The sequence below is a fragment of the Streptomyces sp. NPDC014889 genome, assembly GCF_043081205.1.
In the GTDB taxonomy this organism is placed as follows: Bacteria; Actinomycetota; Actinomycetes; order Streptomycetales; family Streptomycetaceae; genus Streptomyces.
The window spans coordinates 229582-255476 of the sequence record NZ_JBIBWH010000004.1 but is presented as its reverse complement, the minus strand read 5'-3'; the positions used below and the strand labels follow the sequence as shown (position 1 = coordinate 255476).

At 73.0% G+C, this 25895-nt stretch carries 20 protein-coding genes; 9 read left to right on the top strand and 11 right to left on the bottom strand.

Annotation, left to right across the window (positions count from 1 at the left end; translation table 11 throughout):
• Window positions 1–13 precede the first annotated feature (13 nt).
• On the bottom strand, window positions 14–1417 hold the full coding sequence (locus ACF09J_RS09980) for a hypothetical protein (protein ID WP_392305113.1): 1404 nt from the start codon (window positions 1415–1417) through the stop codon (window positions 14–16).
• A gap of 280 nt (window positions 1418–1697) precedes the next feature.
• On the opposite strand from ACF09J_RS09980, the gene ACF09J_RS09975 reads away from it, so the two are divergent.
• Entirely contained in the window at window positions 1698–3407 is a 1710-nt protein-coding gene (locus ACF09J_RS09975; RefSeq protein ID WP_392304889.1) for a hypothetical protein, read from the top strand.
• A gap of 18 nt (window positions 3408–3425) precedes the next feature.
• On the opposite strand, the gene ACF09J_RS09970 is transcribed toward ACF09J_RS09975, so the two are convergent.
• The 5 genes from ACF09J_RS09970 to ACF09J_RS09950 all read right to left on the bottom strand — a co-directional run bounded on the left by ACF09J_RS09970 (window position 3426) and on the right by ACF09J_RS09950 (window position 8772).
• On the bottom strand, window positions 3426–6038 hold the full coding sequence (locus tag ACF09J_RS09970) for a SpoIIE family protein phosphatase (protein WP_392304888.1): 2613 nt from the start codon (window positions 6036–6038) through the stop codon (window positions 3426–3428).
• 285 nt (window positions 6039–6323) lie between these two features.
• Window positions 6324–6731 (bottom strand): ATP-binding protein, encoded by a 408-nt coding sequence (locus ACF09J_RS09965; RefSeq protein ID WP_392304887.1) that lies wholly within the window; start codon window positions 6729–6731, stop codon window positions 6324–6326.
• 206 nt (window positions 6732–6937) lie between these two features.
• Window positions 6938–7366: a (deoxy)nucleoside triphosphate pyrophosphohydrolase gene (locus tag ACF09J_RS09960; RefSeq protein WP_392304886.1), complete on the bottom strand. Its 429-nt coding sequence runs from the start codon at window positions 7364–7366 to the stop codon at window positions 6938–6940.
• Between the two features lie 42 nt (window positions 7367–7408).
• Window positions 7409–7594, bottom strand: coding sequence for an SPOR domain-containing protein (locus ACF09J_RS09955; protein WP_392304885.1), 186 nt, complete (start codon window positions 7592–7594; stop codon window positions 7409–7411).
• A 425-nt stretch (window positions 7595–8019) separates the two neighbouring features.
• A complete protein-coding gene (locus tag ACF09J_RS09950) occupies window positions 8020–8772 on the bottom strand; it encodes a GntR family transcriptional regulator (RefSeq protein WP_392304884.1) in 753 nt (250 codons plus the stop codon).
• Window positions 8773–9039: 267 nt separating this feature from the next.
• Between ACF09J_RS09950 and ACF09J_RS09945 the strand changes: the two genes are divergently transcribed.
• A complete protein-coding gene (locus tag ACF09J_RS09945) occupies window positions 9040–10146 on the top strand; it encodes a pyridoxal-phosphate dependent enzyme (protein WP_392304883.1) in 1107 nt (368 codons plus the stop codon).
• 61 nt (window positions 10147–10207) lie between these two features.
• On the opposite strand, the gene ACF09J_RS09940 is transcribed toward ACF09J_RS09945, so the two are convergent.
• Entirely contained in the window at window positions 10208–12388 is a 2181-nt protein-coding gene (locus ACF09J_RS09940) for a DEAD/DEAH box helicase (protein WP_392304882.1), read from the bottom strand.
• Between the two features lie 502 nt (window positions 12389–12890).
• Between ACF09J_RS09940 and ACF09J_RS09935 the strand changes: the two genes are divergently transcribed.
• From ACF09J_RS09935 to ACF09J_RS09910, 6 genes are all read left to right on the top strand, one after another.
• Window positions 12891–14183 (top strand): esterase/lipase family protein, encoded by a 1293-nt coding sequence (locus ACF09J_RS09935; RefSeq protein ID WP_392304881.1) that lies wholly within the window; start codon window positions 12891–12893, stop codon window positions 14181–14183.
• A 22-nt stretch (window positions 14184–14205) separates the two neighbouring features.
• Window positions 14206–15240 (top strand): alpha/beta fold hydrolase, encoded by a 1035-nt coding sequence (locus ACF09J_RS09930; protein WP_392304880.1) that lies wholly within the window; start codon window positions 14206–14208, stop codon window positions 15238–15240.
• Entirely contained in the window at window positions 15237–16688 is a 1452-nt protein-coding gene (locus ACF09J_RS09925) for a carboxylesterase/lipase family protein (protein ID WP_392304879.1), read from the top strand. Before ACF09J_RS09930 ends, ACF09J_RS09925 begins: the two co-directional genes overlap by 4 nt.
• 107 nt (window positions 16689–16795) lie before the next feature.
• A complete protein-coding gene (locus ACF09J_RS09920; protein ID WP_392304878.1) occupies window positions 16796–18544 on the top strand; it encodes a PEP-utilizing enzyme in 1749 nt (582 codons plus the stop codon).
• Entirely contained in the window at window positions 18537–19604 is a 1068-nt protein-coding gene (locus ACF09J_RS09915; protein ID WP_392304877.1) for a PEP/pyruvate-binding domain-containing protein, read from the top strand. The genes ACF09J_RS09920 and ACF09J_RS09915 overlap by 8 nt, the downstream gene beginning before the upstream one ends.
• A 356-nt stretch (window positions 19605–19960) precedes the next feature.
• On the top strand, window positions 19961–22060 hold the full coding sequence (locus tag ACF09J_RS09910) for a SpoIIE family protein phosphatase (protein ID WP_392304876.1): 2100 nt from the start codon (window positions 19961–19963) through the stop codon (window positions 22058–22060).
• Window positions 22061–22544: 484 nt separating this feature from the next.
• Here the strand turns inward: ACF09J_RS09910 and ACF09J_RS09905 are convergent, their stop codons facing one another.
• From ACF09J_RS09905 to ychF, 3 genes are all read right to left on the bottom strand, one after another.
• Window positions 22545–22799, bottom strand: coding sequence for a Txe/YoeB family addiction module toxin (locus ACF09J_RS09905; protein WP_073946285.1), 255 nt, complete (start codon window positions 22797–22799; stop codon window positions 22545–22547).
• Window positions 22796–23080 carry a type II toxin-antitoxin system Phd/YefM family antitoxin gene (locus tag ACF09J_RS09900; RefSeq protein ID WP_381371499.1) on the bottom strand — a complete coding sequence of 95 codons (285 nt, stop codon included), beginning with the start codon at window positions 23078–23080 and terminating at the stop codon, window positions 22796–22798. The genes ACF09J_RS09905 and ACF09J_RS09900 overlap by 4 nt, the downstream gene beginning before the upstream one ends.
• Window positions 23081–23265: 185 nt before the next feature.
• Complete coding sequence (gene ychF / locus ACF09J_RS09895) at window positions 23266–24354, bottom strand: redox-regulated ATPase YchF (protein ID WP_392304875.1); 1089 nt, start codon at window positions 24352–24354, stop codon at window positions 23266–23268.
• A gap of 164 nt (window positions 24355–24518) precedes the next feature.
• Here ychF and ACF09J_RS09890 point away from each other — a divergent pair, with 164 nt between their 5' ends.
• Window positions 24519–25049: a DUF6542 domain-containing protein gene (locus ACF09J_RS09890; RefSeq protein WP_392304874.1), complete on the top strand. Its 531-nt coding sequence runs from the start codon at window positions 24519–24521 to the stop codon at window positions 25047–25049.
• Between the two features lie 72 nt (window positions 25050–25121).
• Here the strand turns inward: ACF09J_RS09890 and ppgK are convergent, their stop codons facing one another.
• Entirely contained in the window at window positions 25122–25868 is a 747-nt protein-coding gene (gene ppgK / locus ACF09J_RS09885) for a polyphosphate--glucose phosphotransferase (protein ID WP_392304873.1), read from the bottom strand.
• Window positions 25869–25895 lie beyond the last annotated feature (27 nt).

Genomic DNA, 25895 nt, shown 5'->3' with positions numbered 1-25895 from the left:
CCCCAGGCCCGGTTCATGGCCGGCGGGTCCAGCCTTCCCGGTACGCGGTCCAGTCGGCCTCCGTGGCGGCGAAGTCGACGTACAGCGCGACGCCGAAGTGCTCGCGGCCGGCGTCCGTGCGGGAGAGGCCGAGGCGGACGCCGCGGACGGCGGCGGGGACCGTCTCGGCGGAGGCGCGGTGGCCGAAGCGGTTGTCGTGGAAGAACGGCAGGCCCATCAGCAGGTCGGTCGTGGGCGGAGTGGCCTCCAGGGCGAGGGAGGTCTGCTGGGCGACGTAGCCGCCGTACAGGCTCGGCAGCGGCTGCATGGTGTCGTACGACATCAGGGCGATCTGGTCGACGCGGCGGGCGACCTGGGTGAAGTACGCCTGCGACCACCACTTGGGGTGGTTGGTGAACGACCCCCACAGGGAGTGGAAGGCGGGCAGCGGGTCGATCTGGTGGGCGGCGACGGACAGGGGCACGCCGTGGGCGCGGGTGACGGCGCGCAGGTCGTCGAGCAGGTCGAGGTAGTCGCGGTCGCCGGAGTGCAGCGGCTCCAGGTCGAAGTGCGCGCCGTCGAAGCCGGCCGCCAGGATCTCGCGGGTGGAGGTGACCACGGCCGCGCGCGTCGCGGCCCGCTCCAGCCGCATCCCGTCCGGGCTCTCGGTGGCCAACTCGTCCCCCAGCCAGGCCTGCACACGAACGCCGGGCAGCGCGCGGTGCACCGCCGGTATCAGCCAGCTCGCTCTGGGATAAGAGGACTTGGGAAGCGTGCCGTCGTGTTCGAGCGGGCCCGCGTGCACGTACAGGTCGCGGATGCCGGTGCCACGCAGCCGGCGGGCGAGGGCGGCGACATCGGCGTCCTTCTTCCGCCCGTCCACCCAGGCATGCCCGAGCCAGATCGCGTCCTGCCCCCGGGTGTACGTCCCGTCGGCGAGGTCACCCATGTAGTTCACGCGAAGGGCGGTCTCCGCCCCGGCCAACGACAGCACCAGCAGCAGCACGAACCCGAGGACGACACGACGGCCCCAGCGCAGACCGCGCCGCAAACGCCGGCCCGGACTCGCCCGGCCCTGGCCGGGGTCGGTGGGCACGGTGTCGGCGCCGCGCTGCGCGTCGGTGGTTTCGTGTGCGACTGCCACGTCCTCGGTACCGGACGCGCCCTGCCCACCGACGGTGCCGTGCACGCCGGCCGCGTCCACCGCAGCACCGATGCCCTCCCGGCCGACGCCGCTCTCCGCACCGGCGGCCTCTCGGCCGCGGACGGGGACGTCCGCGCCCGAGGCATTCTCCGCGTCGGCGGCCCCGGACCCGCCGGGCTCACCCCCCGCACCCACGGCCTCACGGCCGCCGACCGGGACCTCCGCAGCCGAGGCACTCTCCGTACCAGCGGCGCCGCCCCTGCGGGGCGCGTTCCGCGTGCCGGATGCGTCCATCGCGTCAGCGGTCTCTCGGCCGTCGGCGGAGGTGGCCGCGCCCGGGGCGTTCCCCGTGCCGGTGGCACCGGCGCTACCGGAGGCAGTCCCCGCGCGTGACACGGTCGCGTCCGTGGCGTCGGCAGCCGCCGTGCCGGGCGTGGGCTTCGTGTCGGCGTTGTCCTGTCCGCCGGTGGTGTTCTTCATGCCGGGGTCCCCTCCCGTGTTGCCGTGTCCCGTTCGACCCACCAGTGGCGCGGCCCGGTCGCGTGTCCGCTCGGGGGGTCGTACGCTCCCGAATGTGACGTCATCGGGGCTCCGGGCGGCCCGGCCGCGGTGCGCGGCCCGCCGACTGTCGGGGCGGGTGGCGCGTGTCCTGCTGGGTGGCGCGGGCGTCGTGTGGCTGGTGCTTCCGGGGATGACGATCAACAGCGGCACCGCGGTTGCGGTCACCGACACCCGCCCGGTGACCGCCACCACCGCACCGCGGCACGACGAGACGTCGCCGGGCTACCTCGCCCTGCCGCTCGTGGCGGTGGGCACGGCGGGTGTGCTTGCCGGGTACACGTACGTCCGGCGGACCCGGCGGGCCAGGACCCGTACGACCCCGGGTGGCGGTCCCGCCCGGCCGTCCGCACCCTGGCGGTCACCGCCGCCGTCCGCCGAACTCGACAGGCACTCGACGGAGTTGATCACCCTCGCGGACGACTGGGTGCGCACCAGCCGGGAGGAACTCGGCTTCGCCGAGGCGCGGTTCGGCGCGGCGCCCGTCGAGCCGTTCGACCGGGCGGTGCGGGAGGCGGAGGCGGAGCTCGCCGCCGCCTGCCGGATGCGGGACCGGTACGACCACGGTGTCCCCGAGGACGCGGCGGCCCGGCGGCAGGCGCTGGCCGGCGTCGTCGGACGCTGCGAGGAGGCGGGACGGCTGCTGGACGCGGAGGCCGCCTCGTTCGACGAACTCCGCGGCCTGGAACGGGGGTCGGCTGACGCGCTGCGGGTCGCGGAGGCGCGGTTCCGGGAACTGGCAGGGCGCACGGGCACCGCCGCCTCGACCGTCACCGGGCTTCGCGAACGGTACGGGCCGGCGGCCGTCGCCTCCGTGACGGGGCACGTGGAGCTGGCCAAGGACCGGCTGCTGCTGGCCACTTCACGCCTGAACCGGGCCCACCAGTCGGCCGACGCGGGAGACCCCGCGTCGGCCGCAAGGCACCTGCGCGTGGCCGAGGGCGCGATCGCCCAGATCGAGGTGTTCGTGCGCGGCGTCGAGCGGTTGGCGGAGGAGTTGCCGGCCGCCGAGCACCTCGTACCGGCGGCGCTCAGCGGCGCGGAGGCGGACATCGAGGCGGTCCGGCACGCGGCCGAGTCCGCCGCGGCGGAGCTGACCGCCGGCTCCCGACCGGGCCCGGGCAGGGCGGGCGCGGAGACGGCCGGCGCCTCCGGCGCGGCGCCCGCCCCCGTGCCGGGGGCGTCCTCGGTGGTCGTTCCCGTCGACGTCGCCGCCGGTGAGCTGCGGGCCCGCGTCACGCACGCCGACCTGGAGCTGGCCCACGTACGCGTACGCGCCGAGCCGGCCGCGGGACCGTACGACCCGCTGGACGCGCTGCGGCGGATCGTACGGGCGACCGCGCCGGTCGGCACCCGGCGCTCCGGTGTCCTGTCGGCGGCCGAGGAACTCGTCGCGCGCAGCGCCCTCGCCGCCGCCGACGACTTCGTCGGCACGCACCGGGGCGCGGTCGGCGCGACGGCCCGCATCCGTCTGGCGGAGGCGCGGCGCCTTCTGCCGACCGACCCGCAGACCGCCGACGTCCTGGCCCGCCAGGCCCGCGACCTCGCCGAACAGGACGTTCGCCTGCACGGCAACCCGAGCGCCGCCACGAGCGACCCGTCCGCCGGCGCCACCGCGGCGGTGCTCGGCGGCATCCTCCTGGCCGAGGATCCCGACGGCGGCCCGCCCGCCTGCTACGGCGGCCCCCGCACGCGGGGACGCCGCCGCCACCCGGGACCGTCGTAGGCGTGGCGGCGCGCGCGGTCAGAACAGGCTCAGCAGTGCCTCCGCCGGGTCGGTCAGGACGTTCTCCCCGTCGGGCAGCGGGAGTTCGAACCAGACCGTCTTGCCGCGGGGCGTACGGCGGGAGCCCCAGGCGGCGCTGAGCAGGCCCACGAGCTGGAGGCCGCGGCCGCCCTCGTCGGTGTCGCGGGCGCGGCGGCGGCGCGGCTGGACGAGGCCGGAGTCCCACACCTCGCAGACCAGGGTGCGGTCCAGCAGGAGGCGGAGCCTGATCTCGCCCTCGCCGTAGCGCAGCGCGTTGGTGACCAGTTCGCTGACGAGGAGTTCGGTGGTGTCGATCAGCGGTTCGAGGTCCCAGGCCGTGAGCTGGGCGCGGGCGTACTCGCGGGCGCGCCCGACGCTGCGGGGTTCGCGCGGCAGGGCCCAGTCGCCGACGGACTCGACGGGCAGCCCCTGGACGCGGGCCATCAGCAGCGCGATGTCGTCCTCGCCGTGGTGGGAGCCCAGCGTGTTGAGGATGTGGTCGCAAACGTCCTCCAGCGGGCGGGCGGGGTCCGTGAGGGCGCCGACGAAGGCCTGGAGGCCCTCGTCCAGGGGGTGGTCACGGGATTCGACCAGACCGTCGGTGTAGAGCGCCAGCAGGGCGCCCTCGGGGAGTTCGACCTCGACCTCCTCGAAGGGTTCGCCGCCGACGCCGAGCGGCATGCCGGGCGGCACGTCCAGCATCAGCGCGGACTCGCCGGGTTCGACGAGCACCGGGGGCAGATGGCCGGCGTTGGCGAAGGTGCACCTTCGGGTGACCGCGTCGTAGACGGCGTAGATGCAGGTCGCCAGGTACACCTCGGAGAGGTCGGCCTCGCGGGGGCGGCGGGCGGCCCGGGTGGCCTGCTGGACACCGCCGGGCGCGCCGAGCCCGCGGGCGATCTCGTCCAACTGGGACAGCACCTCGGCCGGTTCCAGGTCGAGGAGGGCCAGCGTGCGGACGGCCGTGCGCAGTTCGCCCATGGCGACGGCGGCGCGCAGACCGCGGCCCATGACGTCGCCGACGACCAGCGCCGTGCGGTGGCCGGGCAGTTCGATGACGTCGAACCAGTCGCCGCCGACCTCGCTCGGCCGGCCGGTGGCGGCGCTGCCGGGCAGGTAGCGGCAGGCGATGTCGAGGCCGGAGGCCTCCGGGTCGCCGGGCGGCAGCAGGGACCGCTGCAGTATGAGGGCGCGTTCGTGCTCGCGCCGGTACAGGCGGGCGTTGTCGATGCAGACGGCGGCGCGCGCGGCGAGTTCGACGGCGAGGTCGCGGTCGCGCTGGCCGAACGGCTCGCTACCCTTGGTCCGGGCGAACTGCGCGAGTCCGACCACCGTGTCGTGGGCGACCATCGGCACGGCCAGCGTGGTCTGCACGAGGCCGCCGTCCTCGCCGGGCACGGTCGTCGGCCGGGCGGTGCGCAGGGCGTCCGCACGGGGCGAGTTGAACGGATAGTGGTGGACGGCGCCGAGTTCGACGTGTGCGCCGGTGCCGCCGAACGGCGCCCCGGAGACCGCGCTGGCGAAGGCGACGCGGCGCAGTTCGGCGCTGCCGTCGGCGAGCCCGGGCGGGGTCTCGTCGCCGGCCAGCAGGCCCTGGTACAGGTCGACGGTCGCCAGGTCGCAAAAGCCAGGGACCACGACGTCGAGGAGTTCGCGCGCGGTGGTCTCCAGGTCCAGGGAGTTGCCGATGCGTGCGCCGGCCTCGTTGAGGAGGGCGAGGTTGCGGCGCGCGGCGGCGGCCTCGCGGGCGGCGTCACGGCGGGCGGTGACGTCGGTCCCGAGCCAGGCGATGCCGATGGGGCGGCCGCTGCCGCTCTGCACGCGGTAGAGGTTGATGGACCAGTGGCGGCGCTCTTCGGTTCCGGGCACGAAGCCGGAGACGTGCATGTCCGTGATGGACTGGCCGTTCTCCAGCACCCGGCGCAGGGTGGCGGTGACCCGTTCGGCCTCGCCGCGCGGCAGGTAGTCGTGCACGCCCTTGCCGCGGTGGTCGTCCGGCGTGCCGCCGAAGATGGAGGCGAACCGCTCGTTGGCGCGGCGGACCCTGAGGTCGGTGTCGATCAGCAGGAAACCGAACGGGGATTGGCCGAAAATCGCCTGCGAGGCGGCGAGGTCGGTCTCGATCCGCCGCAGGGTGCGGACGTCGACGACGGTGCACACGGCGGCCCTGTCGCCCTCCACCGTGGTCGTCGGCATCACATAGACCTCGGCGAGTCCCTCCTCACCGCGCCGGCCGTCCTCGTCGTCCGGGATCCGGAAGGGGACCACGCCGGTCCACTCCCGCCCGTCGAGGATCTCGGCCATCTTGCGCTGGCCTTGCTCGCGCAGTTCGGGATCGACGAACGCCTCGATGGGGTCCATCCCTACGGCGCGTTCGGCGGAGATGCCGAAGAGCCGCTCGGCACGCAGGCTCCACTGGTCGACGTGCCCGTCGGGGCCGATGGAGAAGGAGGCCACCTTGATGTAGTCGTACATCGAGCCGGGCGGGCTGCTCTGCCACATCGCGTCGGCGGACGGCGCGCCGTCGGCGGCACCGCCGCCCGCGGATCCCGCCCTCGCGCCGTCCGACGGGTCCTCGGACTCCGTGGCCTTCGCTGGTATCTCGCTCACGCGAACCGTCCCCTCCAGCTCACCGCGTCCGGCACCGGTCACCGGGGGCGGCTGCCCGCAGTATCCAGCACTACGGCGCCGCACGACACGGTGTTCACGATCACAGGACCGTCCCGATGCATTCCGGTCCGGCCTGTGACAACACCAACAGTCTTCTAACCAGGCAGGACCCGGTCGAATCCCGCTCGCGGACAACCGTCGCGGACCGCTGCCCGCCGCTGTGCGGCGCTGCCTCCGCGGCGGCCCGCGCGGCGGGCTCCGCACACGGTCCGTACATCGCGCCGCTCAGTCCGGCACGGCCAGTTCGAACCAGACCGTCTTGCCCGCGTGGTCCGGCCGGGTGCCCCAGCGGCGGGAGGTGGACGCGACCAGTTGCAGACCGCGGCCGGACTCGTCGTCCGCGCGGGCCGGGCGCTCGTGGGGCGGCTCGGGCAGCGGGTCGGAGACCTCGACCAGGAGCACCTCGGGCAGGTCCGGGGAGCGCCGCAGCCGAACGCCGATGGGACCGGTCGCGTACCGCAGGGAGTTGGTGACCAGTTCGCTCACCAGCAGGGCCGCCGTGTCGCCGAGTGCGTCGAGGTCCCAGCTGCGCAGCTTGCCGCGGACGGCGGCGCGGGCCGTGCGCACCGCGCCGGGATCCGCGGGAAAGGACCACTCGGCGATGTCGCCATCGGTGTCGATCACGCCGTTCACTTCCCGGGCACGCCGCTCACTTCGCAGGCCAGCCACCCATGTCCGGTTTCATGGGACCAAAGGGGTCATACCCGGTATCCGGCGGGCAGTACCGCGATCCGAGGGGCAGTACCGCGTGCGAGGGTGCGCTGTGGCACGAACGGCGTACCCGGAGCGCGCCCTACGTCCCGCGCACCCAAAGACTTTGACGGAGCCCACGGTGGGGCTCACGCCCCCGGGGCGCCGTCCGCCGGGCCGGCGCCGAGGTGGGCGAGGGTCTGCCGCACGGCGGGCACGTCCTGGTCCAGCCAGGGGACACTCCAGATCTCGGCCGGGGTCAGCCACCGCAGGTCGTCGTGGTCCTGGAGGGGCTTGGGGTCGGCGGAGCCGGGGCGCAGCCGCGCGGTCCACACCTGGAGTTCGTACGGCGGTCGCAGGGGCCAGCGGCCCGGCACGCGCTCGACGGTCTCGGTCTCGACGCCGAGTTCCTCGCGCAACTCGCGCACGAGCGCGGCCTCGGGGCGCTCACCGGGCTCGACCTTGCCGCCGGGCAGCTCCCAGCGGCCGGCCAGCTCGGGCGGCGCGCTGCGGCGCGCGGCGAGCAGGCGGCCGCCGTCTAGCAGGGCGGCACCGACCACCACGATCCGTTCGCTCATGCGCCGGAGCCTACGGGAGCGGGCCGGCCCACGGCGAAGTCGTCAGCCGTCGCCGCCCGCGTTCTGCCCGATGCGCTCGACCCAGTAGAGCTGGGTGTCCGGACCGTCGAGGCTTTCCGCGATCTTCTGGGCCTCGGCGCGGGTGGCGTACCTTCCCACGCTGTAACGGTTGCCGTTGTCGTCCTGCCGGACGACGAGCCAGGGAAGGGTGATCGTGCCGTCGTTCATCGCGCCCCACTGCTCCTTCCCGCCCCTGTGCGTCCGGCTCCCGGCCCCCGCCGCGTCCCGCCCGTTGAGGAAACCGCACTCCGCATATGCCTGAGCCTACGCCCAACCTTTACGCAGCGAATACGGCTTTTCACAAGGAGGTAGGCAACCGGCCAGTACGGGATGCGGCCGCCCGGGGGCGCACGGAGCCGAACGCGCCGTGCGAGGGCCCCTGGACATCCGCTCGGGGCCATGCGGCAGGCGCGATGGCGACCTGCGAGAACGGCCGGAATGCGGCGCCCGGGCGAGGTGGCACGGCAGGCAGGGCGGGCGGCGCGGGCAGCCGGGGCGCGCTCGGGGGCGCGCACCACCCCCGGGGAATCACCGCTTCCGGAGCGGCGTCCGCCCCGCGGTCCCTCCGGCCGCCGTCGCCTGCCCGGGGTCCCCTACCTCACCGGCAGGTGGTACGCCACCCGGTACCGGTCGGCGGGGATCACGACGTCCGCCGTCTCCACGGGGCGGCCGGAGGCGTAGAAGGTGCGCTGGACGACGACCACGACATGGCCGGGGACGCCGCCGAGGGCGTGCAGTTCCTCGGCGAGGCCGGGGCGGGCGCCGACCTCCTCCGTGACGTTGTCGACGATGACCTCGATGGCCCGCATGCGCTCGACCACGCCCATGCCGCCGAGCGGGCCCTCCTCGGGCAGCATGACGGGGGTGCGGCCGGTGAGCACGAGCGGCTCCCAGGAGGTGGAGAGCATCATCGCCTCGCCGGCGTCACGGAACACGTACTTGGTGCGCATCACGCGGTCGCCGGGCCTGATGCCGAGCCGTTCGGCGATGGCGCCGCTCGCTTCGGCCTGCGTGCTGCTGGACTCCCAGGTGCCGCGGGCCTCTGCGTCGGCCTGCTCCTGCCGGAACGGCGTGGCGCCGCCGGCCAGACGGAAGCCGGAACGGGCGACCCGGCGCGGTACGGGCCGCTCGCGCACATACGTCCCCGAACCGGAGCGGCCCTCGACCAGTCCCTCGGCCATCAGCACCTTGCGGGCCTCGAGCGCGACCGTGTCCGAGACGCCGTACTCCTCGCGGATTCTGGCCTGTGAGGGGAGCCGGGTGTGCGGGGGCAGCAGACCGTCGACGATCTTCTTGCGGAGATCATCCGCGACGCGCAGGTACGCCGGCTGCTCACCGAAAGTCACTGGCCGCTCCCATCGAGTTGTACAGACAGCAACAGCGTGGCAACCGCGGGTTGTACTTGCAAGCAAGGGCCAGAGAATCACTCGAAGTGATGACTTGCTGAGCGCGAAGGCATGCCCAGGCGCTTTCTGCCCCCGACGGCCGACCTCACACCTCCGTGGGACCTGAAGCGGAGGCGACGGGGGCGGGGAGGCGGGGCCGAGGGGACTGATGTGCCGTGCCGGTGAAATGACGGGGCTTCGGCGAACACCTCCCCTTAACCTGCGTACATGAGCCCTCTGCCGGACCGCTACTGCCCCACCGACGGCGTCCGCGTCCCCGGCGACTCCCTCGCCTGGTGCTGCCCGACCTGCCACGGTCCGCTCGACCTCGACTTCTCCCCCACCCCGGCGTCCCTGAAGTCCCTCACCGGACGGGTGAACTCCCTGTGGCGGTACGCGGAGACGCTGCCGATGCCGGCGCCCACGCTGTCCCTCGGCGAGGGCCGCACCCCGCTCGTGCCGCTGACGGACAAGGTCTCGGCGAAGCTGGACTTCCTGATGCCGACGCTGTCGTTCAAGGACCGGGGCGCGGTGCTGCTGGCGGAACTGGCGCTGCTCTCCGGCCCGCGCCGGGTGGTCGCCGACAGCAGCGGCAACGCGGGCACGTCGGTCGCCGCGTACTGCGCCCGCGCGCGGCTGCCGTGCACGGTGTACGTGCCGCTCGGCACGTCCGCGAAGAAGCTGGAGCAGATCGAGGCCCACGGCGCCCGCGTGGAGCTGGTCGACGGCAACCGCGAGGCGGCAGGCCGGGCCGCGCAGCGCGCCGCGGACGAGCCGGACACCTTCTACGCCTCGCACGTCTACAACCCGTACTTCCTGCACGGCACCAAGACCTATGTGCACGAGCTGTGGGAGGACCTCGGGGGGCGCCTGCCGGAGGTCCTGGTCCTGCCGGTGGGCAACGGCACACTGCTGCTGGGCGCCGCGCTGGCGATCGCCGAGCTGTTCGGGGCCGGTCTGCTGGACCGGCGCCCGGCGCTGTGGGCGGTGCAGGCGGCGGCGGTCGCCCCGCTCGCCCACGCCTGGGCGGAGGGCGCGGAGGAACTCACCGGCACGACCCCGGTGGCCCCCACCCACGCCGAGGGCATCGCGATTCCCCGCCCGCCCCGGGCCCGCCAGATCCTGCGCGCGGTACGGGACTCGGGCGGCACCTTCCTGACCGTGACCGAGGACGGAATCCGCCACGCCCAACTCGACCTCGCCTCCCGCGGCCTGTACGTCGAGTCGACGGGCGCGGCCTGCTGGGCGGCGGTCCGCGAAGGCGCCCTCGGCGGAAAGTCGGCGGTGGTCCCCCTCTGCGGCGCAGGCCTGAAGTCGGGCCTGGCCCAGCCATAACACCGCCCCACGGCCCGCCCCGGCTCGGGGCCGCTCGGCCCGGATCTGACGGTCCGGTGGGTCAGGGCGTGCCGGCCTTTGTGTGTTCGGAGAGGCGTTGCTGTTCCTCCTCGACGATGCGGCGGGCGAGGCCGGTGTCGGAGATGTCGACGGCGTCGGGGGTGGCGTCGGCCATGTCGCTGCGTCGGGCGAAGGCGTCGAACAGCCGTTCCTTGCGGGCCAGGATGCGCAGCAGCCGGTCGTCGACGCTGTCCGTGGCCAGCAGCCGGTGGACCCGGACGGCGCGGATCTGGCCCATGCGGTGGGCCCGGGCCACGGCCTGGTGCTCCAGGGTCGGTTTGACCTGCGGTTCGCAAAGGATCACCACGGAGGCGGCCTGGAGATTGAGGCCGACGCCGCCCGCCTCGATCTGGGAGAGCAGCACGGCGTGGCCGGGCGCCCCGGTGAAGTCGTCGACCAGCCGCTGCCTGCGGGCCGCGGGGACGCTCCCGGAGATCGGCCCGTACGCGCTGTCGCCCAGGGCATCGCGGACGGCGTCGAGCACGTCCCGGAAGTAGGAGAACACCACGGTCTTCAGCCCGTTCGCGGCGGCCTCCGCGACGAGTTCCCGCAGCCGCCGCAGCTTCGCGGACGTCTCCGGATCCGTGTAGGCGGCCCGGCGCATCGCCATGAAGTTCCCCTCGGCGACCGCCTCGCGGTAGGCGGCCCGGTCGGCGGGGCCGAGTTCCACCCACTCGTCGGTGTGCACCAGCGCGGGCAGTTCGGTGAGCACGTCCTCCTGGTTGCGGCGCAGGTAGGCGGGGGCCACCGCGCGGCGGAAGGCGTGCGGTCCGGCGGCCGCTTCGGTGCCGCCGACCGTGGTCACGAGGTCGGGCCTGAGGTGGCGCAGCAGGGCGCGGAACTCCTCGACCCGGTTCTCCATCGGCGTACCGGTCAGGAACAGCACGCGCTCGCAGCGTCCGGTCCACACGGCGACCGAGCGGGACCTGCGGGTGTCCGGGTTCTTGACGTAGTGGGCCTCGTCGACGACGAGCATGCCCGGCGGTGTGCCGTCGGGCTCGGGCAGGGTGTGCAGGACGTCGAAGGTGGTGACGGCGACTCCGCCGCGCTCGCGCCACTCCGCGTGCGCCTCCTGCCGGTCCGGGCCGTGCACAGCGACGGCGCGCAGGGTGCTGCGGGCGCGGATCTCACGGGTCCAGTTGATGAGGACGCCGGCCGGGCAGACCACCAGGAAGTGGCTGTGCCCCTCGGCCGCGAGGTGGGCCAGGGCGGCGACGGCCTGCACGGTCTTGCCCAGGCCCATCTCGTCGCCGAGGACCACCCGGCGCTGGGCGAGGGCGAAGCGCGCGCCGAACTCCTGGTAGCCGCGCAGGGAGACCCGGCAGTGGGTGTCGTCGAGCCGCTGGGCGTGGACCCGTTCGGCCACCTCCGACGGGACGAAGCCCTCGCTCGCGGCGGTGTCCGGGCGCTGTTCGGAGACCTCGGCGAGCAGGCCGTAGTACTCCGCGGGGCGCAGCTCGAAGTCGACCCAGGCCTCGACGTCGGAGGCGGCCGGGCGCAGCAGGTCGGTGGAGGCCTGGGCGAGCAGCAGGCGTACGTCGGTGGCGGCCGCGTCGGCGAGCAGCGCGCCGAGTCCGGCGGCCGCGGCCAGGGAGCGTTCGCGGCGCTCGCGGCGGGCCAGCGCCAGCCGCAGCCGCCCGCCTGCGGGGCGGGCCGCGGGCAGCAGCTCGGCCAGCCGGGTGTCCAGCCGCTCTGCCGTGTCCAGGGCGCGGCGCAGTTCGGGGCCGGCCTCGACGAGCCGGTGCAGGGCGGTCACCAGGGCGGTGGTGCGGGGTTCGGGGTGGTCCACGTCGATGCGGACGGTGACGGTGTCGGCCACGGCCCGCGCGATCTGCCGGGCGGCGGCCAGCGCCCGGTCGGCGGTCTGCTCGCCCACGCCGGGCGCCTGCCGCAGTTCGTACCGGCCGGCCTCGTGCACCGCGCGTACCGTGCGCAGGCCCGCCGCCTCCACGGCGCCGAGGCGCAGCCGTCCGTCGGTGGCGTCCCTGAGCCGGGCCACGGGGATGGACTCCAGCTCCAGGGCGACGAGTTCGGCCTGCAGGGGCTCGAAGGCCGCGCGGACGGCGGCCACGGCGGCGGCGTGGTCGGTGCGCAGGTTCCGCGCCGCCTCGTGCAGCCGCGCGCCCTGCTCGCACACCTCGCGGACCCCGCGCCCGGCCCGCGGTGGAACCTCCCCCTCCACGCCACCCCCGTCCGTCGTGCCGCACGCGCCTCCCCGCCGTGCGGTGCGCGTCCATGGTGGCACGCGACCCCGAGACCGGGTCCGGGCGGCCCGGCCCGGCGGGCCGGCCCGCGCACGACGACGGCGCGGCTGCCCCGCGGTCGCCGCCCGCCGGCCGGCCTGCTCGCCGGACATCACCTCGCGCATGCTGCTCACCCTGGCCGATCAGGCGAGGCGCCGAAGCTCCTCGCCAGGGTCAACTCCCGCGGCGTGCCGGGCGATCCTCGCCAGGACGTCGATGGGCTGCCTCGCCGTGGTCGCCAACTGCTTCTTCCCCGACCAGGTCTTCGTCTTGGGTGGCCGGAGTGGTGGCCCGACCCGGCCGGGGACCGCACAGGTTGTCCCCCCATACAGACCGCCCTCCTTATGGGCTCCGCACACATGCCCTCCCTCCCTGCCCCGTGCCTAGTGTGGGCCGCCGCAGGGGACGGAGTCGTGGATGCGCGCAGGAGAGGGCGGGAACATGCCGAACAGACGAAGCCGTGCGGGCCGGTGGCGGATGCTGCTCGCCCTGCTGATGGCCGTGGCGGCCGGACCGGTGGCCGGCGCCGGCACCGCGTCGGCCGCCGAAGCACCGCCCTCCTACCTCACCCTCGAAGCCAGCTACGGCGCCGGCACCGTCACCAACGGCTGGGAGCGCGTGGAGCGCTACCTCGACACCACCCCCGGATTCCGCACCGAGGGCTATCCGGCCGACGGCCGCGGCGACCAGGACGGCAAGCGCGTCACGTACTTCGGCGGGGTCTCCCGCCCGTCCTCCAGCCGCTTCCTGCTCTACTCGGCCCCCGGCTGGAACACCGGCAGCCGCACCACACCGGTCCTGCTCGTGCACGGCGCCAACGACACCGCGGACCGCGCCTGGGCCAACCCGGGCGAGGCGGGCGGCTACGGCTGCGGCGCCCTGTCCTGCCCGTCCACCGGGCTGATGCAGTACCTGTCCGCACGCGGCCACCGCGTCTTCGCCGTCGGCTTCGCGCACAAGCAGGGCGACAACCTGATGCAGGCGCAGATCGTCGGCGACGCCATCGCCGCCATCAAGGCGAAGCTGGGCGTCACCAAGGTCGACCTCGTCGGCTGGAGCAAGGGCGAGATGTCGACCCGCGCCTACGTGTCGTCGCTGAAGCCGAGTTGGGGGCGGGCGTACGCCGGTGACGTGCGCAAGCTGATCACCGTGGGCGGTCCGAACGGCGGCTACGACTATCCGTACGCGCACGGCTGGGCGCACGACTTCTCCATCTGGCCCGAGTGCGGCGGCACGGTCAACGCGCCCTCCCCGCACTCGCGGATGACCTGCTACGGCCTGTACACCGCGCACCCCGAGTTCTCGATGACGCCCTCCGGTGGCTACGACAACTACCCCGGCCAGCGGCAGATGCTGGCCCGCTGGGACGGGAAGTACGGAGTCGACGGCGCCGCGCAGGACTGGTACACGACGTACTACGGCGGCCAGGGCTTCTACACCGCGGGCAGCGGCATCCAGGCCGCCATCGACGCCGGCTCGCTGATCAAGCCGCTGCACGACGCCGGCGTACCGGCCTCCGTCACCACCTACCTGCTGGCCGGCGGATCCCCCACCGTGGTCGGCATCTTCAACGAGAACCGCGGGCCGAGCGACGGCGTCGTCTTCATCTCCAGCGCGCTCGACACCACCGGCGTCGCCACGGTCGGCGGCACCGCCACCATCGTCGGCGCCAACCACCTGGAGCTGGGCTGGAACGCTTCGGCCGCCGCCCAGATCGCCACCTGGCTCTCGTAAAGGACCAAAGGATCAGATGACGATGACCAGCAGCATCCGCACCCGCCGGGTACCCACCGACCGTCTCACCGTCCGGATCACCGACGTCCGGGACGAGGGCGAACCGGTCGTCTTCGTCCACGGCAACGTCTCCTCCTCCGCCTTCTGGCACCCCGTCATGGCCCAGCTGCCGGACCGTTACCGCCCGATCGCGCCGGACCTGCGCGGCTTCGGCGGCACCGATCCGCTGCCCATCGACGCCACGCGCGGCCTGCGCGACCACGCCGACGACCTCGCCGCGCTGCTGGCGGCCCTCGGAATCGACCGGGCGCACCTGGTGGGCTGGTCCATGGGCGGCGGCGTGATCATGCAGTACCTGAGCGACCACCCGGCCGCGGTGCGCTCCCTGACCCTGGTCAACCCGGTCTCCCCGTACGGCTTCGGCGGCACGCACGGGGTGGACGGGACCCTCAACTCCGAGGACGGGGCGGGCTCGGGCGGCGGCACGGCCAACCCGGAGTTCGTCGCGCTGCTGGCCAAGGGCGAGCGCGGCGAGGACTCCCCGGTCGCGCCCCGTTCCGTCCTGGCGACCTGCTACGTCAAGCCGCCGTGGCGCCCCGAGGGCGAGCAGGAGGACGCCTACGTCGACTCCATGCTCACCACCCGGACCGGCGACGACCACTACCCGGGCGACAGCGTGCCGTCGGCGTCCTGGCCGGGCGTGGCTCCCGGCACCCGGGGTGTCCTCAACTGCCTTTCCCCGCTCCGCTTCCGCCTCGACGAGCTGCATCTGATCGACCCCAAGCCGCCGGTGCTGTGGATCCGCGGCGAGGACGACGTGATCGTCTCGGACACCTCGATGTTCGACCTGGCGCATCTGGGCGCGATCGGCGCGGTGCCCGGCTGGGACGGGACGCCCGCCCAGCCGATGGTGGCGCAGACCCGCCACGTTCTGGACCGGTACGCGGCGCACGGCGGCACGGTCCGCGAGGTCGCCGTCCCCGACGCCGGGCACGCGGTGCATCTGGAACGCCCGGAGGAGTTCGGCGCGGCCCTGCTGGGGATCCTCACGGCATGACCGTCCGCACCACCGAGCAGGGCGCCGTCCGCGGGAGCACTTCCGCGGACGGCGTGGCGTCCTTCCTGGGCATCCCGTACGCGGCCCCGCCCTTCGGCCCGCGCCGCTTCCTCGCGCCCTGCCCGCCGGAGCCCTGGCAGGGTGTGCGCGACGCCACGGCCCACGGTCCGACCGCGCCGCACGCGCCCTACGCACCGCCCTTCGACGCCCTCATTCCGGAGAACGAGATCCCCGGCGAGGACTGTCTGAACCTCAACATCTGGACGCCCGCCCCGGAGCGTGGGGCCGGTCTGCCGGTGATGGTGTGGCTGCACGGCGGGGCGTTCTCCAACGGCTCAGGTTCGGCGTCGGGGTACGACGGCAGCGCCTTCGCCCGCGGCGGGGTCGTCTGCGTCACCCTCAACTACCGCCTGGGCTCGGACGGTTTCCTCCACCTGCCCGGTGTCCCGGACAACCGCGGGCTCCTTGACCAGGTGGCCGCCCTGCGCTGGGTCCGGGACAACATCGCCTCCTTCGGCGGCGACCCCGACCGGGTGACGGTCTTCGGCGAGTCGGCGGGCGCGATGGGCATCGGCGTCCTGCTGGCCACCGGCATGGCCCGCGGACTGTTCCGCCGGGCGATCCTCCAGAGCGGCGCCTGCCACCACTTCCTCCGTCCGGCCTCGGCGGCCCTGATCACGTCCCGGCTGGCCGCGAAGCTCGGCATCGAGGCCACCCCGGAGGCCTTCGCCGCGGTCCCCCTGGCCGGCCTCCTCCCCGCCCAGGCCGAACTCCGCGCGGAGGTGGGCACCCGCCCGGACCCGGCCCTGTGGGGCGAGGCGGTGCTCAACATGATGCCGTTCGAACCGGTCATGGCCGGCCCGTCCCTGCCCGGCCCCGACTGCGGCGTCGACCTCCTGATCGGCAGCAACCGCGAGGAGAACCGGCTGTTCCTGGTCCCCACGGGCCTCCTGGACATGATCTCCGAGGCCGGGCTCCGCACCGCGACGACGGCATACGGCCTGGACCCGGCCAAGGCCCTCCCGGTCTACGGGGCGACCCGCCCCGCCGCCGGCCCGGGAGAACTCCTCTCCGCGGTGGCGACGGACTGGTTCTACCGCGTCCCCGCCATCCGCCTGGCCGAATCCGTCCCGGGCTCCCACGTGTACGAATTCGCCTGGCGGTCCCCGCAGTTCGCCGGCCGTCTGGGCGCCTGCCACGCCCTGGAACTCCCCTTCGTCTTCAACCGCCTCCAGGACCCCTCGTACACCCCGTTGGTGGGCGCCCACCCACCCCAGCCCCTCGCGGACGCGATGCACACGGCCTGGCTGGCCTTCGCGAAGACCGGCGACCCCGGCTGGCCCGCCTACGACAGGACCACCCGCACCACCATGGTCTTCACCGAGGACCCCACCCCGGAGAACGACCCACGCGGGCAGGAACGCCTGCTGTGGGAGGGCGTCCGCTAGGGCTTCTCGTTGGCGCCCGGCCGCCGCACAGCGGAGGCTTGATGTGTGTGAGGGCGCTCGGCCGGCTGCGAGGGGGCACACCGTGAGGGTCTTCCCGAGGAGGTCCGATGAGCCTGGTCATCCCGGTCCACGAGTACGTCACCGATGAGTGGTATCCGGGGTTCACGCCCGCCTTCGGGCACACGCCGTTCGTCGTCGAACCGTTCCGGACGTTCTCCGAGCGGGACGAGAAGCGCTTCTGGTTCCTCGACTTCCACTGCCCTCGCGGACTCACCCCCTTGGCGACGACCTGGCTGGAGGACGGCTACTCGTGGGGTACGCAGCTCACCGCCGAGCACATGCCGCTGCCCCGCAGCCGCGGTCTCACAGCGCGGATCGCCGGCACTCACGTCTACGCCGCGACGATTCCGGTCCAGAGCCGGTACGAGATCGAGGCGCGGACCGAGCGGATGCGGAGCCACCTGCCTGGATTCCTGCGGAACTTCGACGATCTCTGGAATCGGCGCGTGGCCGAGATCGACAGGGGCTGGCGGCACTTCCGGCGCATCGACGTCGAGCGGTCCTCGCTGAGCGAGCTGGGCGTGATGCTCGCCGAGGCACGGCGCTACGCCCAGCGAGCATTCGAGATCCACTTCGAGATGATGTACCCGCTGCTGGCCAACCACCTCGGTTTCGCCGGGATGTGCGCGGAGCTCGGGATGGACCCCCAGCAGGTCGGCATGTTCCTGCAGGGCTACGACACCAAGATCATGGAGACCGACCGCGAGCTCGGCAGGCTCGCCGCGGCGGCCCGTGACGCGGGCCTCGAGCCGCTCTTCGCCGCCACCGAGCCGAAGCGGCTGGCGGGCGCGCTGGCCGCTGCCGGCGGTTCGGCGACGGCCTGGACGAGCCGGCTCCGCGACTTCCTCGACGTGTACGGCCACCGCATCGAGGGCACCTGCGACGTCGCGCTGCCGAGCTGGATCGAGGATCCCGCACCCGTACTGGCGATGGTCAGGACCCTCCTGCAGAAGGGCGACGGCCATGACTTCGAGTCCACGCTGCGCCAGGCACGGGCCGAACGGGAGACCGCGATCGACGCGGCGCGCTCGCGGCTGACCAGGCAGGAGCAGGAGGTCTTCGACGCCGGCCTCGCCTCGGTCCGGGCCGCGAACTTCCCCTGGTGGCAGGACGACCACAACCACTGCATCGACCTGCGGGTCTCGCTGCCGATGCGCCGGGCGGCACTGGGTATCGCGGAGAAGGTCGGCGCCGACCGTCCCGACGACACGCTCTTCCTGTTCCATCCGGAGCTGAGCGCCGTGGCCTCGGGCGAGCGTTCGTACGACGAGTTCCGCTCGATCGTCGAGGTACGCCGCCAGTACTTCGCCCACTGGCGCGAGCGTCGTACGAGCATGCCCAAGGTGCTCGGCACCATCCCCGAAGCCCTCGAGGACCCGATCCTGGCCGAGATCTTCGGCCTCGACCAGCGCTTCCTGCACGTCGTCACGAGCGCCGACCAGGGAGGGGAGAGGACCGTGCTCACCGGCATCCCCGCGGCCAGGGGGCAGGCGTCGGGCGTCGCCCGTGTGCTCACCGACACCGACACCCTGCACCGCCTGCAGCCGGGCGAGGTGCTGGTGTGCGAGTCGACCTCGCCCAACTGGACGCCGGTGTTCGCCGCGATCGCGGCCTGCGTCTGCGACAGCGGCGGCATGCTGTCACACGCGGCGATCGTCGGCCGCGAGTACCGCGTACCGACCGTCACCGCCTGCGGCAGGGCGACCGTGCTGATCAGGGACGGCGACCAGGTCGAGGTGGACGGCGAACGGGGCATCGTCACCGTCGTCCGAGTGGGGGCGGTGGTCGATGACTGACCTGGTCATCTGGCTGGACACGGCCGAGCCCGGCGCCGTCACGTCCGCCGCCGGGCCGAAAATGGGCTCCCTGGCCGAACTCGGCCGCGCCGGGTTCGGCGTGCCGCGTGCCTTCGCCGTCACCACCGCCGCCTACACGTCGCACGTCGGTGCGTCCGGCCTGGACGCGCTGGCCGACCAGGTGCTGGCCGGCGTCCGCGATCCGCACCGGCAGCAGGCGCTGGAGACCGCCTCGGCCCGGATCCGGAAGGCCTTCGAAGACGTCGACGTCATCGGACCGGTCGCCGCGGCGGTCGCCGAGTGCTACGGCGAACTGTGCCACCGGTCGTCGCACCCGCGGGTGCCGGTCGCGGTCCGCTCGTCGGCGACGGGTGAGGACTCCGCAGGGGCGAGCTTCGCCGGCGTCTTCGACAGCTACCTCGGCGTGTCGGGCGCCGGGCGGGTTGTCGAGGCGGTGCGTTCCTGCTGGGCGAGCCTGTTCAACGAGCGGGCGATCTCCTACCGGCTGGCGCACGGCCTCAGCCATCGCGAGACCCCGATGGGCGTCGGCGTCGTCGAGCTGGTGGACGCGCGCTCGTCCGGCGTCGCCTTCTCGGCACACCCGGTCACCGGCAAGCACGACCGGATGGTGATCGAAGCCAACTGGGGGTGGGGCGAGGCCGTCGTCCAGGGTCTGGTCACGCCCGACTGTGTCGAGGTGGGCAAGGACGACCGCCGTGTCCTGCGCCACGAGGTCGCGACCAAGGAGTTCGTCTCGGCCTTCGACGACCGGGCCGGCCGTGTCGTCGAGATGCCGATGCCGGAGGGGCTGCGCAATCGGGCCGTGCTCGACGAGGAGCAGATCGGCTGCGTCGTGGACGTCGTGCTCGGGGTCGAACGGCACTACGGCCACCCCGTCGATGTCGAATGGGTGATCGACAGGGACCGGGCTCCCGGCGGACAGGTCACCATCGTCCAGGCCCGGCCGATCACCTTCCAGCCGCGGAGCGGGACCGTCGCCGCCTGGGATCCGGTCGCCTATGCGGCCAAGTACGCCTTCGGCGGAGGGACCGGCCGATGACCCCCGGGGATGTCGTGGTCCGGGCCGTTCGACCCGGTGGCAGATCCCTGTCGGCACGCGGTCCCGGCCCGCGAGACGGCGGAGCGCCGGTACCGGCTTCTGCGCGCGGAGCAGGCCGCGCCGTACACCGTCGGCGCGGATACCCTGTCGTTGATGAGCACGTTGTACGGCGTGCCAGGAGTGCGTCGACGCCTCGGTGACAGACGTCCGCACGCCCCGCCCGCACGCCCAGCAGGACGTCCTCGACGCGGTCGGCGCCATCGCCGGGCGGGCCACGGCCCGCGCCCGACCGGATGCGCCCGGTGGTACTCCCGCCACGAGCGGGAAGAATCCCGTCGAGAGCGAGATGAGCCGAGATGACGCGACACCGCTCCGACGAGGACACCGAGCTGGCGGAACTGGGGTTCAGCCAGTCTCCCTGCACCGTGGCCGTCTTCGACACCGATCTGCGGGTGGTGCGCGCCAACGCCGAGATGCAGCGCGCGGTCGCCCTCCCGGAGGACCGGATGCGCGGACGGCGGCCGGCCGAGTTCATGGGGCACGCCGCCGGCGAGCAGACCGAGCAGGCCATGCGCGAGGTCCTGGAAACCGGTGAACGGCGGCACGTGGAAAACCGCGTGCGGGTCCCGGGCGAACCCCGTGAACGCGCCTGGTCGGTCACGCTCGCCCCGCTGAGAGACCGGACCGGCCGGGTCCGCGGGGTCTGCCTCGCCGCACACGACACCACCGAGCACCACCAGGCCCGGGAACGGCTCCTCCTGATCAACGAGGCGGGCAGCCGTATCGGCAGCACGCTGGACATCACACGCACCGCACAGGAACTGGTCGACACGGCCGTCCCCCGGTTCGCCGACTACGCGGCCGTCGATCTGCTCACCTTCATCGACCACGGCGACGAACCGCCCCCCGGCCTGCTGACCGGCCCGGTCACCATGCGGCGAACCGCGTCGGGGTCGTCCCCCGGCACCCTCTGGGAGGGCATGCTCCAGCCGGGTGACCTGGCCGACTATCCGGCGTTCTCACCGGCCGCCCAGCCCCTGGCGACCGGTCTGACCGGCGTGTACGAGACGACCGAATCGGCCCTCGACCGGTGGGCGGTCCACGATCCCGCCCGGGCGGCCCGGATCCGCAAGTCGGGAGCCCACTCGGTGATGGTGGTACCGCTGCGCGCCCGAGGCGTCACCCTCGGCGTCGCCCGCTTCGCCCGCAGCCACCGCCCAGAGCGGTTCGAACAGGACGATGTCCTCCTGGCCGAGGAGATCACCGCACGGGCGGCCGTCTGCGTCGACAACGCACGCCGCTACACCCGCGAGAGGGTCACCGCGGTGACCCTGCAACGCACCCTGATGCCGGTGAGACTGCCCGACCAGACCGCGCTCGACGTCGCCTCGCGGTACCTGCCCGCCGCAGGCCGCGTCGGCGTGGGCGGCGACTGGTTCGACGTGATCCCGCTCTCCGGCGCGCGGGTGGCCATGGTCGTCGGCGACGTCGTGGGGCACGGCGTACAGGCCGCGGCGACCATGGGCCGGCTGCGCACGGCCGTACGCGCCCTGGCGGACATCGACCTGCCGCCCGACGAACTGCTCACCCACCTCGACGACCTCGTCATCCGCACCTCCGCCGAAGGCGACAGCGCGGCGAGCACCGACGCCACCACGGGCGCCGCCGCCGAGGCCGCCGGAGGGCTCGGCACCACCTGTCTGTACGCGGTCTACGACCCCATCACCCTCCGCTGCTGCCTCGCCCGGGCCGGCCACCCGCCGCCCGCGTTGGTGGGGCCGGACGGCACCGCCGACTTCCTCGACCTCCCGGCCGGCCTCCCCCTGGGCCTCGGCGGCCTGCCCTTCGAAGCCGCCGAGATCGAACTTCCCGAGGGCAGCCTTCTCGCCCTCTACACCAAGGGCCTCGTCGAGGCCCGCGGCCGCGACCTCGACGAGGGGCTCACGAGCCTGCGCCGGGCACTCAGCCGGCCCGCCCCGGCCCTGGACGCCGTCTGCGACGCCGTGCTCACGGCGACCCGCCCCGACCGGACCGACGCCGACATCGCCCTGCTCGTGGCCCGTACCCGCGCCATCGGTGCGTCCGATGTCGCCACCTGGAGCTTCCCCTCCGACCCCGAGGTCGTCGCCCAGGCCCGCGCCCACACCACCGACCGGCTGACGGCCTGGGGTCTTGACCAGGCCTTGTTCACCTCCGAGCTGGTGGTCAGCGAACTGGTCACCAACGCCATACGCTATGGCCGGCCCCCCGTCCAACTGCGCCTCATCCACGACCGCAACCTCATCTGCGAAGTCTCCGACGCCGGGAGCTCCTCCCCCCACCTGCGCCGCGCCCGGGACTACGACGAGGGCGGACGCGGACTGATGCTCGTCGCCCAACTCACCCAGGACTGGGGCACCCGCCAGACCCCCCAGGGCAAGACCATCTGGGCCGACATATCCCTCGCCCCGGCCTGACCACGGCCCTACTGCCCGAGCCCCTCCGAGTCGGATCGCGCCGCGGAGACACGGTTGCGTTGTGTACACACTCGAGGTCTTCGAGGAGGTGGGCCATCCCCGCTGCGGCCCCGCCCTCATCGGCCTTCTGGACAGCGCCAGCCCGACCGTCCGGGAATGGGCGGCCATGACCCTGGCGAGCCTGAAGATCGACGGCGCGGTCGAGCCCCTGCGCCGCGCCTACCGCGCCTGCCTGAAACGGCAGACCCCACCCGACTGGACCGCGCCCTGGCCGGCGGAGCACCCAAAGAGGCAGACCGGGATACCCGTCCGGGCGAGTCTTGGCCGACGCCCGGCCGTGCTCATCCGAGGGGTGCGCCGACCAGGGACAGCGTCAGGGGTCACCCGGCCCCTGACGCGTGCCGGTGCCGACCAGTCACGCCCGCACCAACGCCACCCGTTCCGTCCCGACTGGGGGACTGGCTCAGTGACGACAACCGAGACTTCAGTAGTGATAGCGGGCCGCGAGGATCACGATCTCCTTGTCCGTGACCAGGTAGACCAGGCGGTGCTCGTCGTCGATCCGCCGCGACCAAGCACCTGGCAAGTGGTACTTGAGCGGCTCGGGCTTACCGATTCCAGTGAAGGGGTCGCGTTTGGCGTCCTCGATGAGCTTGTTGATCCGAGCGAGCATCTTGCGGTCGTTCTTGAGCCAGGACGTGTAGTCCTCCCAGCCCTGATCCTCGAAGACGAGCCTCACTCAGCACCCTCACTGGCCGCATCCGGCGAGTCGGGGTCGATCAGCTCTCGCTCTGACACGTTGACGTTGGCCAAGGCATTCTCGTACGCCTTGAGCAGTCGGCGAGCGTTCGCCGGAGAGCGCAGCAGGTACGACCCTTCGCGCAGGGCTGCATAATCCTCGGCCGAGACGAGTACGGCATTGCCGTGCTTGGAGACGATCTCGATGGCCTCGTGGTTGTCGTTGACCTTCTTGATCAACGGAAAGAGAGCCTTGCGGGCTTCGCTCGCAGTTATGGACATGACCTGCCCCTCTCCGTCAGTGGTACTGAATAACGTACCACTCTCACTACTCATGGGCAGAGCAGACGCCCGACGAAGGGGCCGACATCCCAGCATGAGCAACAACAAGGGGCCGACTCTCGAAGAGATCGGCCCCCAGCCGCCTGCGAACTTGACGAACCCCTCAGCTCACGGCGATGAACCGCTTACACGTTGAAGCGGAACTCCACCACGTCCCCGTCGCGCATCACGTAGTCCTTGCCCTCCATGCGGGCCTTGCCCTTGGCTCGGGCCTCGGTCACCGAGCCGGACTCCAGGAGGTCCTCGAAGGAGATGACCTCCGCCTTGATGAAGCCCTTCTGGAAGTCGGTGTGGATGACACCGGCGGCCTCGGGGGCGGTGGCGCCCTTCTTGATGGTCCAGGCGCGGGACTCCTTGGGGCCGGCCGTCAGGTAGGTCTGGAGGCCGAGGGTGCGGAAGCCGACGTGGGCGAGGGTGGCGAGGCCGGGCTCGTCCTGGCCGACGGACTGGAGGAGCTCGAGGGCCTCGTCCTCGTCCAGTTCGGCGAGGTCCGCCTCCAGCTTGGCGTTGAGGAAGATCGCCTCGGCGGGGGCGACCAGGGCGCGCTGCTCGTTCTTGAAGTCCTCGTCGACCAGTTCGTCCTCGTCGACGTTGAAGACGTACAGGAAGGGCTTGGTGGTGAGCAGGTGCAGGTCGTGCAGGAGCTCGGCGCGCTCGCCGCCCTGGACGATGCCGTGCGCGAAGAGCGTGTCGCCCTTCTCCAGGATCTCCTTGGCCTCCTCGACCGCCTTGACCTTGGGAGCGACGTCCTTCTTGATCCGCGACTCCTTCTGGAGCCGGGGCAGGACCTTCTCGATGGTCTGGAGGTCGGCGAGGATCAGCTCGGTGTTGATCGTCTCGATGTCGTCCTTCGGCGAGACCTTGCCGTCGACGTGGACGACGTTCTCGTCCTTGAAGGCGCGGATGACCTGGCAGATCGCGTCCGACTCGCGGATGTTCGCGAGGAACTTGTTGCCCAGGCCCTCGCCCTCGCTCGCGCCGCGCACGATGCCCGCGATGTCGACGAAGTCGACGGTGGCCGGGAGGATCCGCTCCGACTTGAAGATCGAGGCGAGCTGGGCGAGACGACCGTCCGGCACGCCGACGACGCCGACGTTCGGCTCGATCGTGGCGAACGGGTAGTTGGCCGCGAGCACGTCGTTCTTGGTCAGGGCGTTGAACAGGGTCGACTTGCCGACGTTCGGCAGACCGACGATTCCGATCGTGAGCGACACGTTGCGACTTCCCGGAGGTGAGGAGACTGGGGGCCAGGCGGCCGATCCACCAGTCTACGGCGTGTCGTACCCGGCCCCCGCGACGGTTCGAACGCTTGGCCAGGCTGCGACACACGGCGTGTCAGGCGGGCTATTCGCCACATAAGCAGACCTAGGTTGGTCCAGTGGAGCAGCACAGGACGCGACCCCAGCAGCACGGACCGCGACGAGGCAGGCCGCCGGTGCCCCCGGCGCGGCGGCCTCCCGCGGCACGGCGTCCGGCCGCTGCGGCGGCGGCCCCGGAGCCCGCGCCGCGGCGGCCGTCCGCGCCGCGGCTGACGGGTCTGGGCGCCGGGCTGTTCTGCGGGGCCGTCATGTTCCTGCTGGGCGGTCTCGACGTGCTGCTCCTCGGCGGCGGCTCCACCGTCTACGGGGTGCTGTTCCTGCCGGTGTGCGCGCTGACCGCGCTGTGGGTGCGCAAGGGCGACCTGCTGACCGCGCCCGTCGTGGTGCCGATCGGGTTCGCGGTGGGGCTGCTGCCCGTGATCAACGGGGACACGGGGTTCCTGGGCAAGCTGATGAGCCTGGTGACCGCCCTCGCCACACAGGCCCCCTGGCTGTACGCGGGCACGATGATCGCGGGCGTGACGGCGCTGGTGCGGCGGGTGATCCTGGCGGCACGGAGACGGGCGATGCGCAGGCGCATGGCGGGGTGAGGCGGCGGTGTGCCTCCGGTGGGAGGGCGCCGCGACCGGCGGCGCCGCGACCCCGCTCCGCCCCCAACCGCCTCAGCCGTGTTCCGCCGCGTGCATCGCCGCGCCCACGATTCCCGCGTTGTTCTGCAGCTGGGCGGGGACGATCTCCGCCTTGACGCCCTCGATGAGGGGCAGGAACTTCTCGGACTTGCGGCTGACGCCGCCGCCGACGATGAACAGCTCCGGGCTGAAGAGCATCTCGACATGGGCGAGGTACTTCCTGACCCGGCGCGCCCAGCGCTCCCAGCTCAGGTCCTGGTCCTCCTTGGCCTTGCTGGACGCCCGCTTCTCCGCCTCGTGACCGTTCAGTTCCAGATGCCCGAGCTCGGTGTTGGGGACGAGGACGCCGTCGACGAAGACGGCGCTGCCGATGCCGGTGCCGAAGGTCAGCAGTACCACCGTGCCGTTGCGGCCGCGGCCGGCGCCGAAGTGCATCTCGGCGACGCCCGCCGCGTCCGCGTCGTTGACCACCGTCACCGGCAGACCGCCCAGCCGGCCGCCGAACAAGGCGCGCGCGTCGGTGTCGACCCAGCTCCTGTCGACGTTGGCCGCCGTACGGACCGTGGCGCCGCCGGTGACGACGCCCGGGAACGTCAGCCCGACAGGACCGGTCCAGCCGAAGTGGTCCACCACCTCTTTGACCCCGTCGGCGACGGTGCCGGGAGTCGCCGGGTGCGGAGTCAGCACCTTGTGCCGCTCCTGGGCCAGGGCTCCCCTGTCCAGGTCCACAGGGGCGCCTTTGATGCCGGATCCGCCGATGTCCACGCCGAAGATCTGCATGGCCCCACGTTACGGCGTACGACGGAC

Bases quoted from the DNA above. Each gene is read 5' to 3' on its own strand.
- ppgK (WP_392304873.1), bottom strand. From the start codon at position 25,868: ATGCAGATCTTCGGCGTGGACATCGGCGGATCCGGCATCAAAGGCGCC.
- ACF09J_RS09945 (WP_392304883.1), top strand. From the start codon at position 9,040: ATGAGCCCTCTGCCGGACCGCTACTGCCCCACCGACGGCGTCCGCGTC.
- ACF09J_RS09960 (WP_392304886.1), bottom strand. From the start codon at position 7,366: ATGAGCGAACGGATCGTGGTGGTCGGTGCCGCCCTGCTAGACGGCGGC.
- ACF09J_RS09980 (WP_392305113.1), bottom strand. From the start codon at position 1,417: ATGGACGCATCCGGCACGCGGAACGCGCCCCGCAGGGGCGGCGCCGCT.
- ACF09J_RS09925 (WP_392304879.1), top strand. From the start codon at position 15,237: ATGACCGTCCGCACCACCGAGCAGGGCGCCGTCCGCGGGAGCACTTCC.
- ACF09J_RS09900 (WP_381371499.1), bottom strand. From the start codon at position 23,080: ATGTCCATAACTGCGAGCGAAGCCCGCAAGGCTCTCTTTCCGTTGATC.
- ACF09J_RS09910 (WP_392304876.1), top strand. From the start codon at position 19,961: ATGACGCGACACCGCTCCGACGAGGACACCGAGCTGGCGGAACTGGGG.
- ACF09J_RS09955 (WP_392304885.1), bottom strand. From the start codon at position 7,594: ATGAACGACGGCACGATCACCCTTCCCTGGCTCGTCGTCCGGCAGGAC.
- ACF09J_RS09920 (WP_392304878.1), top strand. From the start codon at position 16,796: ATGAGCCTGGTCATCCCGGTCCACGAGTACGTCACCGATGAGTGGTAT.
- ACF09J_RS09915 (WP_392304877.1), top strand. From the start codon at position 18,537: ATGACTGACCTGGTCATCTGGCTGGACACGGCCGAGCCCGGCGCCGTC.
- ACF09J_RS09935 (WP_392304881.1), top strand. From the start codon at position 12,891: ATGCCGAACAGACGAAGCCGTGCGGGCCGGTGGCGGATGCTGCTCGCC.
- ACF09J_RS09930 (WP_392304880.1), top strand. From the start codon at position 14,206: ATGACCAGCAGCATCCGCACCCGCCGGGTACCCACCGACCGTCTCACC.